At 61.5% G+C, this 15,586-nt stretch carries 18 protein-coding genes; 9 read left to right on the forward strand and 9 right to left on the reverse strand.

Annotated elements, in window-relative coordinates; translation table 11 throughout:
• The first annotated feature begins 12 nt into the window (after positions 1–12).
• From KHP07_RS23810 to cysB, 3 genes are all read left to right on the forward strand, one after another.
• Positions 13–918 (forward strand): 5'-nucleotidase, encoded by a 906-nt coding sequence (locus KHP07_RS23810; protein WP_099492394.1) that lies wholly within the window; start codon positions 13–15, stop codon positions 916–918.
• 70 nt (positions 919–988) lie between these two features.
• Positions 989–1,489: a universal stress protein gene (locus KHP07_RS23815; RefSeq protein ID WP_214498135.1), complete on the forward strand. Its 501-nt coding sequence runs from the start codon at positions 989–991 to the stop codon at positions 1,487–1,489.
• 103 nt (positions 1,490–1,592) lie between these two features.
• Positions 1,593–2,567 carry an HTH-type transcriptional regulator CysB gene (gene cysB / locus KHP07_RS23820; RefSeq protein WP_012722988.1) on the forward strand — a complete coding sequence of 325 codons (975 nt, stop codon included), beginning with the start codon at positions 1,593–1,595 and terminating at the stop codon, positions 2,565–2,567.
• Between the two features lie 121 nt (positions 2,568–2,688).
• Here cysB and KHP07_RS23825 read toward each other — a convergent pair whose 3' ends face one another.
• Both KHP07_RS23825 and KHP07_RS23830 read right to left on the reverse strand, forming a co-directional pair.
• Entirely contained in the window at positions 2,689–3,171 is a 483-nt protein-coding gene (locus tag KHP07_RS23825; RefSeq protein WP_214498136.1) for a GreA/GreB family elongation factor, read from the reverse strand.
• 6 nt (positions 3,172–3,177) lie between these two features.
• The gene (locus tag KHP07_RS23830; RefSeq protein WP_078047553.1) at positions 3,178–3,546 is read right to left on the reverse strand and encodes a hypothetical protein; all 369 of its coding nucleotides are present in this window, start codon (positions 3,544–3,546) and stop codon (positions 3,178–3,180) included.
• 132 nt (positions 3,547–3,678) lie between these two features.
• Between KHP07_RS23830 and earP the strand changes: the two genes are divergently transcribed.
• Together earP and KHP07_RS23840 are read left to right on the forward strand one after the other, a co-directional pair.
• A complete protein-coding gene (gene earP / locus KHP07_RS23835; protein ID WP_214498137.1) occupies positions 3,679–4,812 on the forward strand; it encodes an elongation factor P maturation arginine rhamnosyltransferase EarP in 1,134 nt (377 codons plus the stop codon).
• 49 nt (positions 4,813–4,861) lie between these two features.
• The gene (locus KHP07_RS23840; protein WP_003172723.1) at positions 4,862–5,434 is read left to right on the forward strand and encodes an elongation factor P; all 573 of its coding nucleotides are present in this window, start codon (positions 4,862–4,864) and stop codon (positions 5,432–5,434) included.
• A 65-nt stretch (positions 5,435–5,499) separates the two neighbouring features.
• Here the strand turns inward: KHP07_RS23840 and KHP07_RS23845 are convergent, their stop codons facing one another.
• From KHP07_RS23845 to KHP07_RS23860, 4 genes are all read right to left on the reverse strand, one after another.
• A complete protein-coding gene (locus KHP07_RS23845; protein WP_214498138.1) occupies positions 5,500–6,516 on the reverse strand; it encodes an alpha/beta hydrolase in 1,017 nt (338 codons plus the stop codon).
• A 28-nt stretch (positions 6,517–6,544) separates the two neighbouring features.
• Positions 6,545–6,964 carry an organic hydroperoxide resistance protein gene (locus KHP07_RS23850; protein ID WP_010176159.1) on the reverse strand — a complete coding sequence of 140 codons (420 nt, stop codon included), beginning with the start codon at positions 6,962–6,964 and terminating at the stop codon, positions 6,545–6,547.
• 264 nt (positions 6,965–7,228) lie between these two features.
• On the reverse strand, positions 7,229–7,681 hold the full coding sequence (locus KHP07_RS23855; protein WP_078047556.1) for a MarR family winged helix-turn-helix transcriptional regulator: 453 nt from the start codon (positions 7,679–7,681) through the stop codon (positions 7,229–7,231).
• Positions 7,682–7,761: 80 nt separating this feature from the next.
• Complete coding sequence (locus KHP07_RS23860; RefSeq protein WP_078050885.1) at positions 7,762–8,712, reverse strand: LysR family transcriptional regulator; 951 nt, start codon at positions 8,710–8,712, stop codon at positions 7,762–7,764.
• Between the two features lie 108 nt (positions 8,713–8,820).
• On the opposite strand from KHP07_RS23860, the gene KHP07_RS23865 reads away from it, so the two are divergent.
• Positions 8,821–9,570 (forward strand): sulfite exporter TauE/SafE family protein, encoded by a 750-nt coding sequence (locus KHP07_RS23865; RefSeq protein WP_214498139.1) that lies wholly within the window; start codon positions 8,821–8,823, stop codon positions 9,568–9,570.
• Here the strand turns inward: KHP07_RS23865 and KHP07_RS23870 are convergent.
• Positions 9,560–10,441 carry a LysR family transcriptional regulator gene (locus tag KHP07_RS23870; protein WP_214498140.1) on the reverse strand — a complete coding sequence of 294 codons (882 nt, stop codon included), beginning with the start codon at positions 10,439–10,441 and terminating at the stop codon, positions 9,560–9,562. The two genes, KHP07_RS23865 and KHP07_RS23870, sit on opposite strands and share 11 nt — an antisense overlap.
• Before the next feature lie 70 nt (positions 10,442–10,511).
• Between KHP07_RS23870 and KHP07_RS23875 the strand changes: the two genes are divergently transcribed.
• Entirely contained in the window at positions 10,512–10,718 is a 207-nt protein-coding gene (locus KHP07_RS23875; protein WP_177409465.1) for a DUF1127 domain-containing protein, read from the forward strand.
• Positions 10,719–10,763: 45 nt separating this feature from the next.
• Positions 10,764–11,993, forward strand: coding sequence for a winged helix-turn-helix domain-containing protein (locus KHP07_RS23880; RefSeq protein WP_078047559.1), 1,230 nt, complete (start codon positions 10,764–10,766; stop codon positions 11,991–11,993).
• A 98-nt stretch (positions 11,994–12,091) separates the two neighbouring features.
• On the opposite strand, the gene KHP07_RS23885 is transcribed toward KHP07_RS23880, so the two are convergent.
• Positions 12,092–13,438, reverse strand: a complete 1,347-nt coding sequence (locus tag KHP07_RS23885) for a class II 3-deoxy-7-phosphoheptulonate synthase (protein WP_078047560.1) — start codon at positions 13,436–13,438, stop codon at positions 12,092–12,094.
• 124 nt (positions 13,439–13,562) lie between these two features.
• Here KHP07_RS23885 and KHP07_RS23890 point away from each other — a divergent pair, with 124 nt between their 5' ends.
• Positions 13,563–14,318 (forward strand): spermidine synthase, encoded by a 756-nt coding sequence (locus KHP07_RS23890; RefSeq protein WP_078047561.1) that lies wholly within the window; start codon positions 13,563–13,565, stop codon positions 14,316–14,318.
• 101 nt (positions 14,319–14,419) lie between these two features.
• Here the strand turns inward: KHP07_RS23890 and KHP07_RS23895 are convergent, their stop codons facing one another.
• Positions 14,420–15,211, reverse strand: a complete 792-nt coding sequence (locus KHP07_RS23895) for a crotonase/enoyl-CoA hydratase family protein (protein WP_099492399.1) — start codon at positions 15,209–15,211, stop codon at positions 14,420–14,422.
• Positions 15,212–15,586 lie beyond the last annotated feature (375 nt).

Below are 15,586 nucleotides of genomic sequence, written 5' to 3' on the forward strand. Positions count from 1 at the left end.
AGGGGAGGCACCATGGCAAAAGGCTTGGGCGACAAACTGGTGCTGGCGATCTCGTCGCGGGCACTCTTCGACTTGAGTGAAAGCCACAAGGTCTACCTGGCCGAAGGGGTCGAGACCTACCGCCAGTACCAGATCGAACACGAGGAGGAAATCCTCGAGCCCGGTGACGCCTTCCCGCTGGTCAAGAAGCTGCTCAGCCTCAATGCCAGCCTCGGCCGCGCCCGGGTCGAAGTGGTGCTGGTGTCGCGCAACAGTGCCGACACCGGCCTGCGCGTGTTCAATTCAATCCAGCATTACGGCCTGGATATTTCCCGCGCCGCTTTCGTAGGCGGGCGTAGTCCTTATCCTTATTTGGCGGCCTTTGGCTGCCATCTGTTTCTGTCGACCCACGCCGAGGATGTGCGCAGTGCCCTCGATGCGGGGTTTGCGGCGGCGACGATTCTGTCGGGCGGCCCGAACCGCGCCTCCAGTGAAGAACTGCGCATTGCCTTCGACGGCGACGCGGTGTTGTTTTCCGATGAGTCGGAGCGTGTGTACCAGGCCGGTGGCCTGGCAGCGTTCCAGGCCAATGAGCGGGAGGCGGCGCGCCAGCCGTTGCACGGCGGTCCTTTCAAGGGGTTTCTGGCGGCACTCAACTTATTGCAGCGCGAGTTTCCCGATGAGGCCTGCCCGATCCGCACCGCCCTGGTCACTGCCCGTTCGGCGCCGTCACACGAGCGGGTAATTCGCACGTTGCGTGAATGGGATATCCGCCTGGACGAGTCGTTGTTCCTGGGCGGCCTGGAGAAATCCGCGTTCCTGGAGGCGTTTGCCGCCGATGTGTTTTTCGATGACCAGGCCGGGCATTGCGAGAAAGCCATGGAGTTTGTCGCCACCGGGCACGTGCCCCATGGCATCAGTAACGAGGTGAAGATCTAAGTCAATCCAAGACGCCCGGGCGCTGCTAAGCTGATTTCATCTCCGCCATCCTGGCCGTCCAGGAGGTCTTATGATTCGTTCGATGCTGTACGCCACGGACCTCGGCCTGTATGCGCCTTATGTGATGCAGCATGCGCTGGCGCTGGCGCGGACGTTCAAGGCGGACCTGTATGTGATTCACGTGGTCGAGCCCATCGGGCTGTTCGCCGAATCGGTGTTACAGAGCTACCTTGATGAGAAGGCCCTGAGTGAATGGCAAAGCCAGGGGGTAACCACGGTAATGGCGACGATCGAACAGCGGGTGCTGGACAGTTTTCGCGAGGAGTTGGGGGACGGGGAGCAAGACCTGAAGTTGATTCGCTCGGTACGGGTGATCCAGGGGGACCCGTGTGAGGTGATACTCGACCAACTGCGCAAACTTTCCGTCGACCTGTTGATCGTAGGAAGTCATAGCCATGCAACTGCGGCGGCCACCCCGTTGGGGCGCACGGCTGCACGGGTGCTGCAGTTGTCTACGGTGCCGGTTTACCTGGTGCCTTCGATGCAACGTCGACGCAGTGATGACGTGTGATGGGTAAAAACGATAAAAAGTTCTAGATTTATCCATCGAACCTTTAATATAGTTATATACCGTCGCTGATACCCGTGGCGTCTATCTGCTTTGAGGGACACATATGAAGCTTCAACAACTGCGCTACATCTGGGAAGTGGCGCACCACGACCTCAACGTTTCCGCTACCGCTCAAAGCCTCTACACCTCGCAACCCGGTATCAGCAAGCAGATCCGCCTGCTCGAAGACGAGCTGGGCGTAGAAGTGTTCGCGCGCAGCGGCAAGCACCTCACCCGCGTCACTCCGGCCGGTGAGCGCATCATCACCACCGCTGGCGAGATCCTGCGCAAAGTCGAAAGCATCAAGCAGATCGCCCAGGAATTCTCCAACGAGAAGAAGGGCACCCTGTCCATCGCCACCACCCACACCCAGGCGCGTTATGCGTTGCCGCCGGTGATCCGCGACTTCATCAAGCAATACCCCGACGTTGCCCTTCACATGCACCAGGGTTCGCCGATGCAGATCGCCGAGATGGCCGCTGACGGCACCGTCGATTTCGCCATCGCCACCGAGGCCCTGGAGCTGTTCGGTGACCTGGTCATGATGCCGTGCTACCGCTGGAACCGTTGCGTGGTTGTGCCGCAAGGTCACCCATTGGCCAAGCTGCCGAAGCTGACCCTGGAAGCCCTGGCTGAATACCCGATCGTGACCTACGTGTTCGGTTTCACCGGCCGTTCCAAACTTGACGAAGCCTTCAGCCATCGCGGCCTGACGCCAAAAGTGGTGTTCACCGCTGCCGATGCCGACGTGATCAAGACTTACGTGCGCCTGGGCCTGGGCGTGGGTATCGTCGCCAAGATGGCGGTCGACACTGCCCTCGACAAAGACTTGGTGGTGCTCGATGCCAGCGAACTCTTCGAGTCCAGCGTGACCAAGATCGGCTTCCGTCGTGGCACGTTCCTGCGTGGCTTTATGTGCGATTTCATCGAGAAGTTTGCGCCGCACCTGACCCGCGAAGTCATGGCCAAAGCGATCCAGTGCCACAACAAGCAGGAACTGGAAGAGTTGTTTGATGGCGTTGAGCTGCCCGTCCATTAAGTGAATGAATGCGATCCACTGTAGGAGCGAGCTTGCTCGCGAAAATCGTCAACGATAACGCAGGGGGCCAGGATTCACCCGGCGTGCTTGCGTTCTTCGCGAGGACGCTCGCTCCTACAGGTTATTTGGCGTCGGTAACCGTGAAGTATTGCCGGGCGCCTGCCACCAGAATCTCCACCTCATCGCCTTCGAACTTGCCCAGCAGGCTCTTGCCCAGCGGCGAGCGCGGGGTGATGACAGTCACCGGTTGCCCGACCACGTCCACTTTCAAGCCCGCCGCATCCGGCGCCAGGAACAGCCATTGCTGGCGACCGTTCTCATCCTCCAGGCCCAGTAGCGTACCGATCTCTATGCCCCGCTGATCGTCGTAGGGCCGCAGTGTCAGGTTCTGGCACAGCGCGAGCGACTGCTTGATCTCCTCGACACGCTTGGCTTGCCCGGCCGCCAGGTAGGACGCTTCCAGCCCTAGGGTGTCGTACTTGTTCTCGGCGATGTTTTCTTCGTGGGTCGCGGTTTCGTAGGCGGTCTGCGCGGCACGTTGGGCGATGTCGAGATCGACGCTGAGCTTTTCCAGGATCAACAGGTGGACGGCGTGTTTATTCATTGGTCATCAATCGCAGAATTGCAGGACATTGGCCCGGGTCTTTTCGTTGGGGGCGTTCTGGTCCTGTTGCAGCCAGAACTGGCATTTGGGGTTGGACAGGTTGCGCGCATTGTTGCGAGCCTGGTCCAGGCGTTGTTGCTGCTCCTGCTTTTGCAGGTTCTGCTGGTATTGCTCGAACAGGCGATTAGGCGGTTCAGGCGCCACAACCTCAGGCTTGCCCAATTGCTGCACCGCCTGGGCCACCGGCGCCAGGCTCTGCGGGAACAGATAGCGCGACGCCAGCCAGGTGGTCAGCACAATAGCGATAAACCCCAGCCACACGCCAAACGCGATAGCGGCACTGAGCTTGAACAGCGACAACGGACGATCAGACATGATGGCCTCCTGGCAGGCATTGACGGCGTGGCGGCGATTGTCGCACAGCCGCTGCGCAGAATAATCGCGATCAAGCCTTCTGCATCCGTGCATTTATGCGGACAATCGAGCCTTTGAGCGTTGGAGCCCGGAATGAAAGCCCGCTGGGATATTTTTTGCAGCGTCGTCGACAACTACGGCGACATCGGCGTGACCTGGCGCCTGGCCCGGCAATTGGTGGCGGAGCATGCCTGTGATGTGCGCTTGTGGGTCGACGACCTGCGCGCCTTCGAACGCATGTGCCCGGACATTGATGTGCAGCAAGACCTGCAATGGCAGGAAGGCGTCGAAGTGCGGCATTGGCCGTCAGAGTGGGTACAGGCGTCTGCGGCGGATGTGGTGATTGCCGCGTTCGCCTGCCAGTTGCCGCCGGACTACATGGAAGCCATGGCTGCACGTGAACGCACGCCATTGTGGATGAACCTGGATTACCTCAGTGCCGAAGAGTGGGTGGTGGGTTGTCACAGGTTGCCGTCGGTGAAGTTCAAGGGCGTGCAGAAGTACTTCTTCTTCCCAGGGTTCCGAGCCGGCACCGGTGGCCTGCTGCGCGAAGCGGGGTTGCTGGAGCAGCGTCGGGCGTTTCAGCAGGATGCCAGTGCGCAGCAAAGCTTCCTGCATGCCTTGGGCGTGTCTCCTACAATGGGTGCGCGGCTGATCTCACTGTTTGCCTATGAAAATGCCGGGCTGGCCAGTTGGCTCGAGGTGTTATCGACGGACGGACGTGCCACTCATCTGCTGGTGCCCGAGGGGCGCATCCTTGGCGATGTGCAGCGCTGGCTCGGCGTGGATCGGTTGGCGGCGGGGGATCTCCACGAGCGCGGATCGCTGACCGTGCAGGTCATCGCATTCGTGCGCCAAGAGCAATATGACCGCCTGTTGTGGTGCTGCGACTTCAATGCCGTGCGCGGCGAAGACTCCTTCGTGCGCGCCCAGTGGGCCGGCCGGCCGCTGCTGTGGCACATCTATCGGCAGGACGAAGACATCCATCTCGACAAGCTTGATGCCTTCCTTGAGCTGTACACCGCCGACTTGTCGCCGGCGGCAAGGGCGGCCTTGATCGGGCTCTGGCAAGCGTGGAACACCGAGGCCGATATGGCTCAAGCGTGGAAAATGCTGCTGGAGCACTGGCCGGAGGTGAGCCAGTGCGCCGAAACATGGTGTCTGGAACAGGGCTTGCAGGCCGATCTTGCGACGGCGCTGGTGAAGTTTTATGAAAGTTGGATATGATACGCCACCTTGAATTTTGTAAATCCCATCCAAATTTCGGATATATGCAATGAAAACTGGTAAAGAACTGAAACCCGGTACAGTGATCCGTCTCGAAAACGACCCTTGGCTGGTTCAGAAAGCTGAGTTCACCAAGTCTGGTCGTAACAGCGCAATCATGAAGACCAAGCTGAAGAACCTGCTGACCGGTTACAAGACCGAGATCGTCTACAGCGCCGATGACAAACTGGACGACGTGATCCTCGACCGCAAAGAAGCGACCCTGTCCTTCATCAGCGGCGACACCTACACGTTCATGGACACCACCGACTACACCATGTACGAGCTGAACGCTGAAGATATCGAAGCTGTTCTGCCGTTCATCGAAGAAGGCATGGAAGACGTCTGCGAAGCTATTTTCTTCGAAGAGCGCCTGGTTTCCGTAGAGCTGCCGACCACCATCGTGCGTAAAGTGGCCTACACCGAAGGTTCCGCTCGTGGCGACACGTCGGGCAAGGTGATGAAGCCTGCCAAGCTGAGCAACGGTACCGAACTGCAAGTGGCCGATTTCATCGAAATCGACGACCTGATCGAGATCGATACCCGCGAAGGTGGTTCGTACAAAGGTCGCGCCAAGAAGTAATTCTGGCCCTGCCGATACGAAAAAAAGCCCGACCTTGAGTCGGGCTTTTTTGTGGGCGTTACGTTTTACTTCAGGTGTTGCTTCAGCTCATCCGAGGCCTGGAGCAAGGCTGAGCGCACGGCTGGCACCTGGCTGATCACGTTGAGCAAACCGTAGTCGTGGATCATGCCGTTGTAGCGCACGGCGGTCACCGGCACACCGGCGGCATCCAGCTGGCGGGCATAGGCCTCGCCTTCATCACGCAGCACGTCGGCACCAGCCGTCTGGATCAGCGCGGGCGGCAAGCCCTTGAGCTGGTCCGTCGTTGCCCGCAGCGGCGAGGCGTAGATCTCGGCGCGCTGGTTGGCGTCGGTGGTGTAGTTGTCCCAGAACCACTTCATCATGTTCTTGGTGAGGAAGTGCCCTTCGGCGTACTGGTTGTAGGACCCGGTGTCGAAGTTGGCATCGGTCACCGGCCACAACAGCAGCTGGAACTTGATCGCCGGCGTGCCCTTGTCCTTGGCCATCAGGCTGACCACCGCCGCCATGTTGCCGCCGACACTGTTGCCGGCTACCGCCAGGCGCTTGCCATCGACGTTGATCTCTTGACCGTGCTCGGCCACCCATTTGGTTGCGCCGTAGGCCTGGTTGATGGCCACCGGGTAGTGCGCTTCCGGCGAAGGTGTGTAGTTGACGAACACCGCCACCGCCCCCGAACCCACGACCAGATCCCGCACCAGGCGTTCATGGGTCGGGTAGTCCCCGAGCACCCAGCCGCCGCCGTGGAAGAACATGAACACAGGCAAGGTGCCCTTGACTCCGGCCGGACGCACGATGGTCAGGTCGAGCGGCTTGCCATCGACCTGGATGGTCTTCTGGCTCACGTCCGCCTTGGGCAGCGTCAGCTTCACACCGGCCTGGGCGCCGGTCAGTACGGCACGGGCATCCTTGGGCGTCAGCTGTTCCATCGGTTTGCCGGTGCCTGCGTTCAACACATCCAGGAACGCCTGGGTGTTGTGCTCGACTTCACCGGTCGCCGCAAAGGCGTTGCTGATGGACAGGGCGAGCAGGGTGCCGGTGAGCGCTTTACCAATTGTGTTCATTTCGTTCTCCAGGGGCGGCCAAGGTCATTTAGACGGTCACGTGCAGGCGTACATCGACGTTGCCACGGGTGGCGTTGGAGTACGGGCAGACTTGGTGAGCGGCGTCGACCAGGCTTTGCGCGTCGTCCTGGGCCAGGCCCGGCAGGCTGATGTGCAGGTCGATGTCCAGGCCGAAACCACCGGGGATCTGGCCGATGCCGACGTGGGCAGTGATCGAGGCGTCATCCGGGATTTTGCGTTTGGTCTGGCTGGCGACGAATTTCAGGGCGCCGATAAAGCAGGCCGAGTAGCCGGCAGCGAACAGTTGTTCAGGGTTGGTGGCCTGGCCCCCGGCACCGCCCAATTCTTTAGGGGTGGACAGTTTGACGTCGAGGATGTTGTCGCTGGAAACAGCACGACCATCACGGCCGCCGGTGGCGGTAGCTACTGCGGTATAGAGCGTTTGCATGGTGTTTTCCTCTTGGGTTTTTAGCGCTAAATGTTTGCGCGCTAAGTAGTTGGTGAGATGAATGTATAGCGCTAATGTTTAGCGCGCAAGATAAATTTTAAAATTTTTATGAAGAAAATGAATTCCGAAAACACCGCTTAACGAAAGTGGGAGCTGGCTTGCCTGCGATTGCGGTGTATCAATCAGCGCATGGATGACTGATCTATCGCGATCGCAGGCAAGCCAGCTCCCACAGTTTAGACAGGCGGTGTCTGGTTTAACGTGTCAAACGCTGGCTTGCAGGTTGGCGCGCAAGGCAATCAGGTCGCCTTGCAACTTGCGCAATTGCTCCAGCTCCAGGCCGCTGGCGCCGAGGATGCACTGCGGGATACCCATGGCCTTGTCTTGCAGGGCACGGCCGGCGGCCGTCAATTCAACGACCACCACCCGTTCATCCTCGCGGCTACGGGTACGGCTGAGCAGGCCTTCGGCTTCCAGGCGCTTGAGCAGGGGGGTGAGCGAGCCCGGATCGGTCAGCAAGCGGCTGCTGATTTCGCCGACGGTCAAACCATCCTCTTCCCACAGCACCATCATGGCCAGGTACTGCGGATAGGTCAGGCCGAGTGCTTGCAACAGCGGCTTGTAGACCTTGGTCATCAGCAGCGAGGTGGAGTGCAGGGCGAAGCACAGCTGGTTGTCCAGCATCAGCGATTCGCAGGGATCAGGGTTCTTGCTCATGGCGGTACCTCGAAAAAGCGTGTCTGGGCTGGAATCTAGCGGGCAAATCTTTAATGCGCCAGATAATTCTGTCCGAGCGGTCAGGCCAAGCCACTTTGCAGGGCCAGGTCCCACGGCGGCACGGGGCTGAACCGGGTTTTCAGGTATTCCAGCAACAAGCGGCTGCGCGCATTGGGCTGCTGTTCCAGGCGCAGCGCATAGATCCCGGTGGTCTCCGGGCTGGGCAGGCCGTTTTCGCAAAACAGCGGCAGCAGTTCACCGCGCACCAGGTACTCACTGGCAAGCCACGTGGGCAAGTGCGCGATGCCCAACCCCGCCAGGGCACCCGACAGCAAGGCTTCGGCATTGTTGGCGCTCATGCGGATGCGTCGCGGCCGATAGGTAGCACGGCGCCCATCCAGCTCGAAGCGCCAGGCGAACATCGGCGCCAGGCCGTCCCAGTCCAGCCCGTCGTGCTCGCTCAGCTCCAGAGGATGGGTGGGCGTGCCTCGGCTTTTCAGATACGCCGGGCTGGCGCAGGCGATGCGCACGATGCTCGCCAAGGGCGTGGCGATCAACCGCGTGTCGACGATATGCCCGGCGCGCAGCACCAGGTCCACCTTGCCCAGGTGCGCGCCCTGCATGTCCACAAAGCTGTCGATCAAATGCAGGTGCACATCCAGGCCGGGGTACACGTTGAGGAAGTCCGCTATCACCGGCGCCAGGTGCCGTCGACCAAAGGCCGCGGGCGCGTCCACTCGAATCAGGCCCTCCGGTGCGTGGCTGAGGGATACCGCCTCGGCCCTCGCTAATTGCAACTCGCTGACAATCCGTCGCGCCCGTTCGGCAAACGCCAAACCTGCCGGGGTCGGCACCACCGCGTGGGTGCTGCGCTGGAACAGGCGGCTGCCCACTGAATTTTCCAGGCTGTCGATGCGCCGAGCCACTGCAGAGGGCGTCAGCGGATGGCGGCGGGCGGCGGCAGAAAAGCTGCCGGTTTCCAAGACATCGAGAAACAGGCCCAGTTGATCAGTCAGGGTATTGGGGTTCATCAAACGCTGCTTATGCAAGATTGGCACAGCCATTGTGCGTTGCTGTGCGTTTCCGCGCCAGAGCCGACTGCGTAGCATGCAAGGCCTGGGATTGCGGAGAAACAAGCGGTGTTGGATTTAGCGATGTACCTGGTGTTGGGCGCGGCCCTTGGCACGGTGGGCGGCCTGTTTGGCATTGGCGGCGGGCTGATTGCAATCCCGGTGCTGGGTGTGTTGTTCGGCTTGGACCAGCAACTGGCCCAAGGCACGGCGCTGGTGATGGTGGTGCCGAATGTGATGCTGGCGCTGTGGCGCTATCACCAACGCAACCGCATTGAACTGCGGCATGCGCTGCCGTTGGGCGTCATGGGGTTCACCTTTGCCTGGCTCGGTTCGATCTGGGCGGTGGGCCTGGACGCGGGGGCGATGCGCATCGGCTTTATCGCTTTTTTGCTGACGCTTTCAGCCTACAACCTGCTGCGCATGTTCACCCGCAACGCGCCGCCGACCGCCCACATGCGTTATTCCTGGCCGTGGCTCGGGGTACTCGGTGCCGCCTCCGGCTCCATGGGGGGGCTGTTTGGCGTCGGCGGCGCGGTGGTCGCAACGCCAGTGCTGACCAGTCTGTTCGGCACCACCCAAGTGGTTGCCCAAGGCTTGTCCCTGGCCTTGGCATTGCCCAGCACGGGCGTGACATTGGTGACCTACGCCTGGCACCAGGAGGTGGACTGGATGATCGGCGTGCCGCTGGCCGTCGGCGGTTTGCTCAGTATCAGCTGGGGCGTGAAGGTCGCCCACGCGCTGCCGGAGCGCGTGCTGCGTGGCCTGTTCTGCGGCTTCCTGGTGGTGTGCGCGGTGATGCTGACCTTTAAAGTCTGAAGCCTTCGAGGATGTATTCCGCCAGGCATTCGGTGATGGGCGAGGTCATCGCCGGGTTGCGCAGCAAGCGCAGATTCATCGACGGCAGCGGGGGGAAACCTTCTTCGCTGCCGAGGATGCGCAGGTCTTCGGTAACCAGGCTTTCCATGCTGACCATCACCGCCAGGCCGGAACTCACCACGGCCTGGATCGCCGCCACATTGGAGCTGTGGTAAGCCAGCCGGTAGTCGCGCCCGGCAGCGTCCAGGGCTGCGCGGGTCCACTGGGTGCAAAAGCTGTCGACGCCGGAAATCGCCAACGGTAATGCATCGTGCTCGTCCACACAGAAGCACGGCGCCGCCACCCAGACCATGCGCTCGGTGCGCAGCAATTCGCCGATCTCGTTGCCGGGCTCACGGCTGATCACGGTCAGCGCCAGGTCGCGGCGCTGCATCAATACGTTCGACGCCTCGCAGTGCATCTCGATCTGGATCAGCGGATACGCCTTGGAAAACCGTTTGAGAATCCCCGGCAGGAAACGCATCACGTAGTCGTCCGGCGTGCCGATGCGCACCAACCCGATCATGTGCGGTTCACGCAGGGTATTGAACACTTCGCTGTGCAGTTTCAGGATGCGCCGCGCGTACCCCAGCAGCACCTGGCCTTCGGGCGTCAGCCTTACCTGGCGACCATCACGCTCGAACAGCTTGCGCTGCAACACGTCTTCTTCCAGGCGTTTCATCTGCATGCTCACCGCCGACTGGGTGCGGTTGACCAGCTCGCCAGCTCGGGTGAAACCGCCTTGGTCGGCGATGGCGACGAAGGTGCGCAGCACTTCAGTGTCGATACTCGGGTAGCCGGACAATTGATCAATCTCCGAGATGTATTGCATAAGAAACATTCGTTGGATTGATCTTAAGCCCAGGCACACACTTGCGTCATCCCCACTGGAGGGCGAGAAGATGAAAGGTCAAAGAGGTTTTGTGTTGATGGCGAAACGTCCGTTTGCCGGGCTGTTTCACAAGATTGCCCGTTGGCAGGCGCTGCATGAGGAGCGCCAGATGCTGGCGACCTTGAGTGATGATGCGCTCAAGGACATCGGTCTCAACCGTGGCGATGTGGAGCAGGAGCGCCACCTGCATTTCTGGCAAGACCCGCTGCGAAAATGACCCAGGATGCAGTAGGGTAGTCGGCGAGCATCCACGGAGAACCCCATGCCCGCCGACCTGTCGTTTTCACTCAAACAAGCTCGACGCATGGCACTGGCGGCCCAGGGTTTTTCCGGGCGCCAGGCGCCTGCCCTGATCAAGGCTGCGCACCTTAATCGCATGATCGAACGCCTGGGCGTGTTGCAGATCGATTCGGTCAATGCCGTGGTGCGCTCCCATTACCTGCCGCTGTTTTCCCGCCTGGGCCACTACTCCCCGCTGATACTTGAACAAGCCGCCTGGAGCCAGGGGCGGCGGCGTTCGCTGTTCGAATATTGGGGGCATGAGGCGTCGCTGTTGCCAATGGCGCTGTACCCGCTGATGCGCTGGCGCATGGAGCGGGCCAAGCAGGGCCAGGGCATTTATTCGCAAATGGCGCGCTTTGGGCGTGAGCAACAGGCGACGATTCAGCGCGTACTGCAGACGGTTGAGCAACAAGGTGCGCTGGGTGCCGGCAGCTTGTCGACCCGCGAGGAACGCGCCGGCCCGTGGTGGGACTGGAGCGACGAGAAACACGCGCTGGAATGGCTGTTTGCCGCCGGCCTCGTCACGGTTGCGGGGCGGCGTGGGTTTGAGCGGCTCTATGATTTGCCGGAGCGGGTCATTCCCGGCGATATCCTGCATGCCACTGTCACAGAGGCCGAGGCCCAGCGCGGTCTGCTGCTGCACAGCGCGACGGCCTTAGGCGTGGCGACCGAGAAAGACCTGCGCGACTACTTCCGCCTCGATCCGGCCGACAGCCGCCACCGCCTGGCCGAACTGGTGGAGGACGGGCAGTTGCAGGTCTGCCAGGTGCAAGGCTGGAAACAACCGGCGTATTGCCTGCCCGAGCCGAAAGTGCCACGCAACGTGCCGGCCAGCGCATTGCTGTCGCCGTTTGATTCGCTGGTCTGGGAGCGTGCGCGTACCGAGCGCCTGTTCGATTTCCGTTACCGCCTGGAGATCTATACGCCACAAGACAAAAGGGTTTACGGCTACTACGTGCTGCCGTTTCTGCACAACGAACGTATCGCGGCGCGCATCGACCTGCGTGCCGAACGCGCCAATGGACGCCTGGCGGTGCATGCGGTGCACGAAGAAGAGCCGGGGCTGGATGAGCACGGGATGCAGGCGCTGGCGCAGAACCTGTTGCAAATGGCCGACTGGCTGGGGCTGGAACAGGTACAGCTCAATTGCCAGCGGCCGAGTGGCGACCGGTTGCGGGTGGCGATGATCACTCGGGGCAGTGCTCTCTAGGACGCCATCGCGGGCAAGCCCGGCTCCCACAGGGGGACGCGGGCAGCGGTGGGAGCCGGGCTTGCCCGCGATGGCGTCAGAGCAGGCGACTTAACGTCTTAGCGTTTGACTTGTTTCAACGTCTCGGCAATCAGGAACGCCAATTCCAGCGACTGATCGGCATTCATCCGTGGGTCGCAGTGGGTGTGGTAGCGGTCCGACAAGCCATCCTCGGTGATCGGCCGCGCGCCGCCAATGCATTCGGTGACGTTCTGCCCGGTCATCTCGATGTGAATCCCGCCGGCATAGCTGCCCTCGGCCTGGTGCACCTGGAAGAACTCCTTTACCTCGCCCAGGATCTGCGCAAAGTCGCGGGTCTTGTAGCCGCTGCTGGCCTTGATGGTGTTGCCGTGCATCGGGTCGGAGCTCCACAGCACCTGCTTGCCCTCGCGCTGCACCGCGCGAATCAGGTTGGGCAGGTGGTCGCCGACCTTGCCGGCGCCCATGCGCGCGATCAAATTGAGGCGGCCCGGGTCGTTGTCCGGGTTGAGGATGTCGATAAGGCGGATCAGGTCATCCGGGTTCATGCTCGGGCCGACCTTGACCCCGATCGGGTTGTTCACCCCGCGCAGGAACTCGACGTGGGCACCGTCCAACTGACGGGTACGGTCGCCGATCCACAGCATGTGCGCCGAGCAGTCGTAGTAGTCGTTGGTCAGGCTGTCACGGCGCACGAAGGCTTGTTCGTAGTTGAGCAGCAGCGCTTCGTGGGCGGTGAAGAAGCTGGTTTCGCGCAGTTGCGGCGAGCTGTCCATGCCGCAGGCGCGCATGAAAGCCAGGGTTTCGTCGATGCGGTCGGCCAGTTGGCTGTACTTTTCGGCCAGGGCGGAGTTGGCGATGAAGTCCAGGTTCCACTTGTGCACCTGATGCAGGTCGGCAAACCCGCCCTGTGCGAAGGCACGCAACAGGTTCAGGGTGGCGGTGGACTGGTGGTAGGACTGCAGCAGGCGGTCGGGGTCCGGCACGCGGCTTTTTTCGTCGAAACCGATGCCATTGACGATATCGCCACGGTAGGCGGGCAGGGTGACGCCGTCGATGGTTTCATCGTTGGCCGACCGCGGCTTGGCAAATTGGCCGGCCATACGCCCCACTTTGACCACCGGGCAGCCGGCGGCGAAGGTCATCACGATCGCCATCTGCAGCAGCACCTTGAAGGTGTCGCGGATCTTCGCGGCGGAGAACTCGGCGAAGCTCTCGGCGCAATCGCCGCCTTGCAGCAGGAACGCGCGCCCCTGGGTCACCTCGGCAAACTGGCGGCGCAACTCGCGGGCTTCACCGGCAAACACCAGTGGCGGGTAGCTGGCCAGGTTCTGCTCCACTTGCAACAAGTGCGCAGCGTCCGGGTACTGGGGTTGTTGCTGGATCGGCAGGGCGCGCCAGCTGTCGGGGCTCCAGGGTTGGCTCATCATGAACTCGATTGGCTGATTGACGGTCGGGCGCCAATGTTATCAGCAATTAGTGCGTGACCTGTTGCCGCCGGTTGGCCGACAATCGCGCCTTTGCCGTGCGGTAAACCCCTTAGGAGTAGTGATGACCGAGGAGCGTGTCGAGCGCCTGCTCGCCGAAGTCCATGATGATTTCGGCATGATCCGTGTGCTCGAAGTGGCCGATTACCGTTTTCTCGAGTTTGGCGACGCCATCGAGCAAAGCTGCGTGTTCACCGCTGACCCTAGCTGGCTGGAGTACGACTACACCCGTGCGATGCTGATTGGCGCGTTGTGCCATGCGCAACCGGAGAGCGCGCTGTTCCTCGGCCTGGGCGCCGGCACGCTGACCCAGGCGTGCCTGAAGTTCCTGCCGCTGGAAGATGTGGAAGCCATCGAACTGCGCCCCGATGTGCCGCGCCTGGCCATCGAATACCTGGGGCTCGACGACGATCCGCGGCTGTACATCCGCATCGGTGACGCCCTGCAATTGCTCGACAGCGCCGAGCCGGCCGACCTGATTTTCGTCGACCTCTACACCGACGTCGGCCCAGGCGTCGGCCATCTGGCGTGGACCTTCCTGGAAAACTGCCAGAAAAAGCTCAACCCCGGCGGCTGGCTGGTGATCAACCAGTGGGCCACCGACGATGGCAAGCCCCTGGGGGCGGCGTTGTTACGTGGGCTGTACCACCGGCATTACTGGGAGTTGCCGGTGAAGGAGGGCAATGTGATTCTGCTGGTGCCGTCCGAACTGGACCAGGAACTGGAAATGGATGCGCTCTCGGCCCGTGCCGAAGCGTTAGCGCCGAGGTTGGGGTACTCGTTGCAGCCGTTGATCAAGGCGATTCGGCCCGCAACCTAGTTGCTAGTTCGGACGCCTTCGCGGGCGAGCCCGCTCCCACAGGGGCATGCACTTCAAACTGTGGGAGCCGGCTTGCCCGCGAAGCGGCCGCTACTGCCAATTCAAATGCCCTTGAACACCCCAGGCCGCTTCTCGATCATCGCCCGCACACCTTCCTTGGCATCTTCACTGTTAAGCAGCTTATCCACCATCGGCGGCAACGCGGCCGCCGCCACGGTTTCACCCTCCATGCGCGCCAGGCGTGCCGACATCAACGTCGCCTGCACACCCAGCGGTGCCTGGCGGGCAATGCGGTTGGCCAGTTCGACGGCGCGGGGCAGCAGGTCTTCGCTGGCCATCACTTCTTGCACCAGGCCCAGGCGCAAGGCGTCATGGGCATCGAACTCATCGCCAGTGAGCAGCCAGCGCATCGCGTTGCCCCAGCCGGCGATCTGGTGAAAGCGCAACGTCGCGCCGCCGAACGGAAAGATCCCGCGCTGGACTTCCATCTGCGCAAAGCGCGTGTTGCTGGCGCATAGATTGATATCTGCGGCCAGCATCAGCTCGATGCCGATGGTGAGGCAGTAGCCCTGGGCCGCGACGATCACCGGTTTGCTTACCCGCGGGCCGGCGAACACGCCCCAAGGGTCGCAGCCCCCCAGCGGCGGTTGCCAGCCGCCTGCCATCACACTACTGACATTGGCCAGGTCCAGCCCGGCCGTGAAGTGATCGCCGTGGGCAAACACCACGGCCACCCGTGCGTCGTCATTTCGATCAAATTCGCCATAGGCCAGGCTCAGTTCATTGAGCAGATCCAGGTCGAAAGCGTTGCGCTTGGCCACCCGGTCCAGGCCCAGCATCAGGACATGGCCCTGGAGTTCACGGCTGACGCGGCTGCTGCTGGCTTGATTCATGGGGTGTGCCCTCGGGCGCGGGGAAGGGTTTCGGACCAAAGGGTCGGAAAGGTCAGGTGAACCGTTTAAGCTTTGCGACCAACAGGGCCGGGCCTTTGAAAAATAGACCCTGGCGCAGTTATCTGCAAAGGCTGTGACGCAGCGCGGTTTATCGGCGCCTGGCGATAAAAAAAGCTCCCTTTTTCAGCTATTTCCGGTATAGTGCGCGCCGGCCTTTAACCGGGCCGCGTTTAGGTAGCGCAATTCCCCGAAGTCAGCTTCGGCTGCACGTCCGCACAGCGGACTCTCCCTTGACGAATCTTTTTCATTCATTCGTTTTCGCAAATCCCCGCCGACAAAGCAGCCAGGGCGACTCTTGAGTCTCAACACGGCATG

Source organism: Pseudomonas sp. VS40 (assembly GCF_018587885.1).
Lineage (GTDB): Bacteria > Pseudomonadota > Gammaproteobacteria > Pseudomonadales > Pseudomonadaceae > Aquipseudomonas > Aquipseudomonas pergaminensis.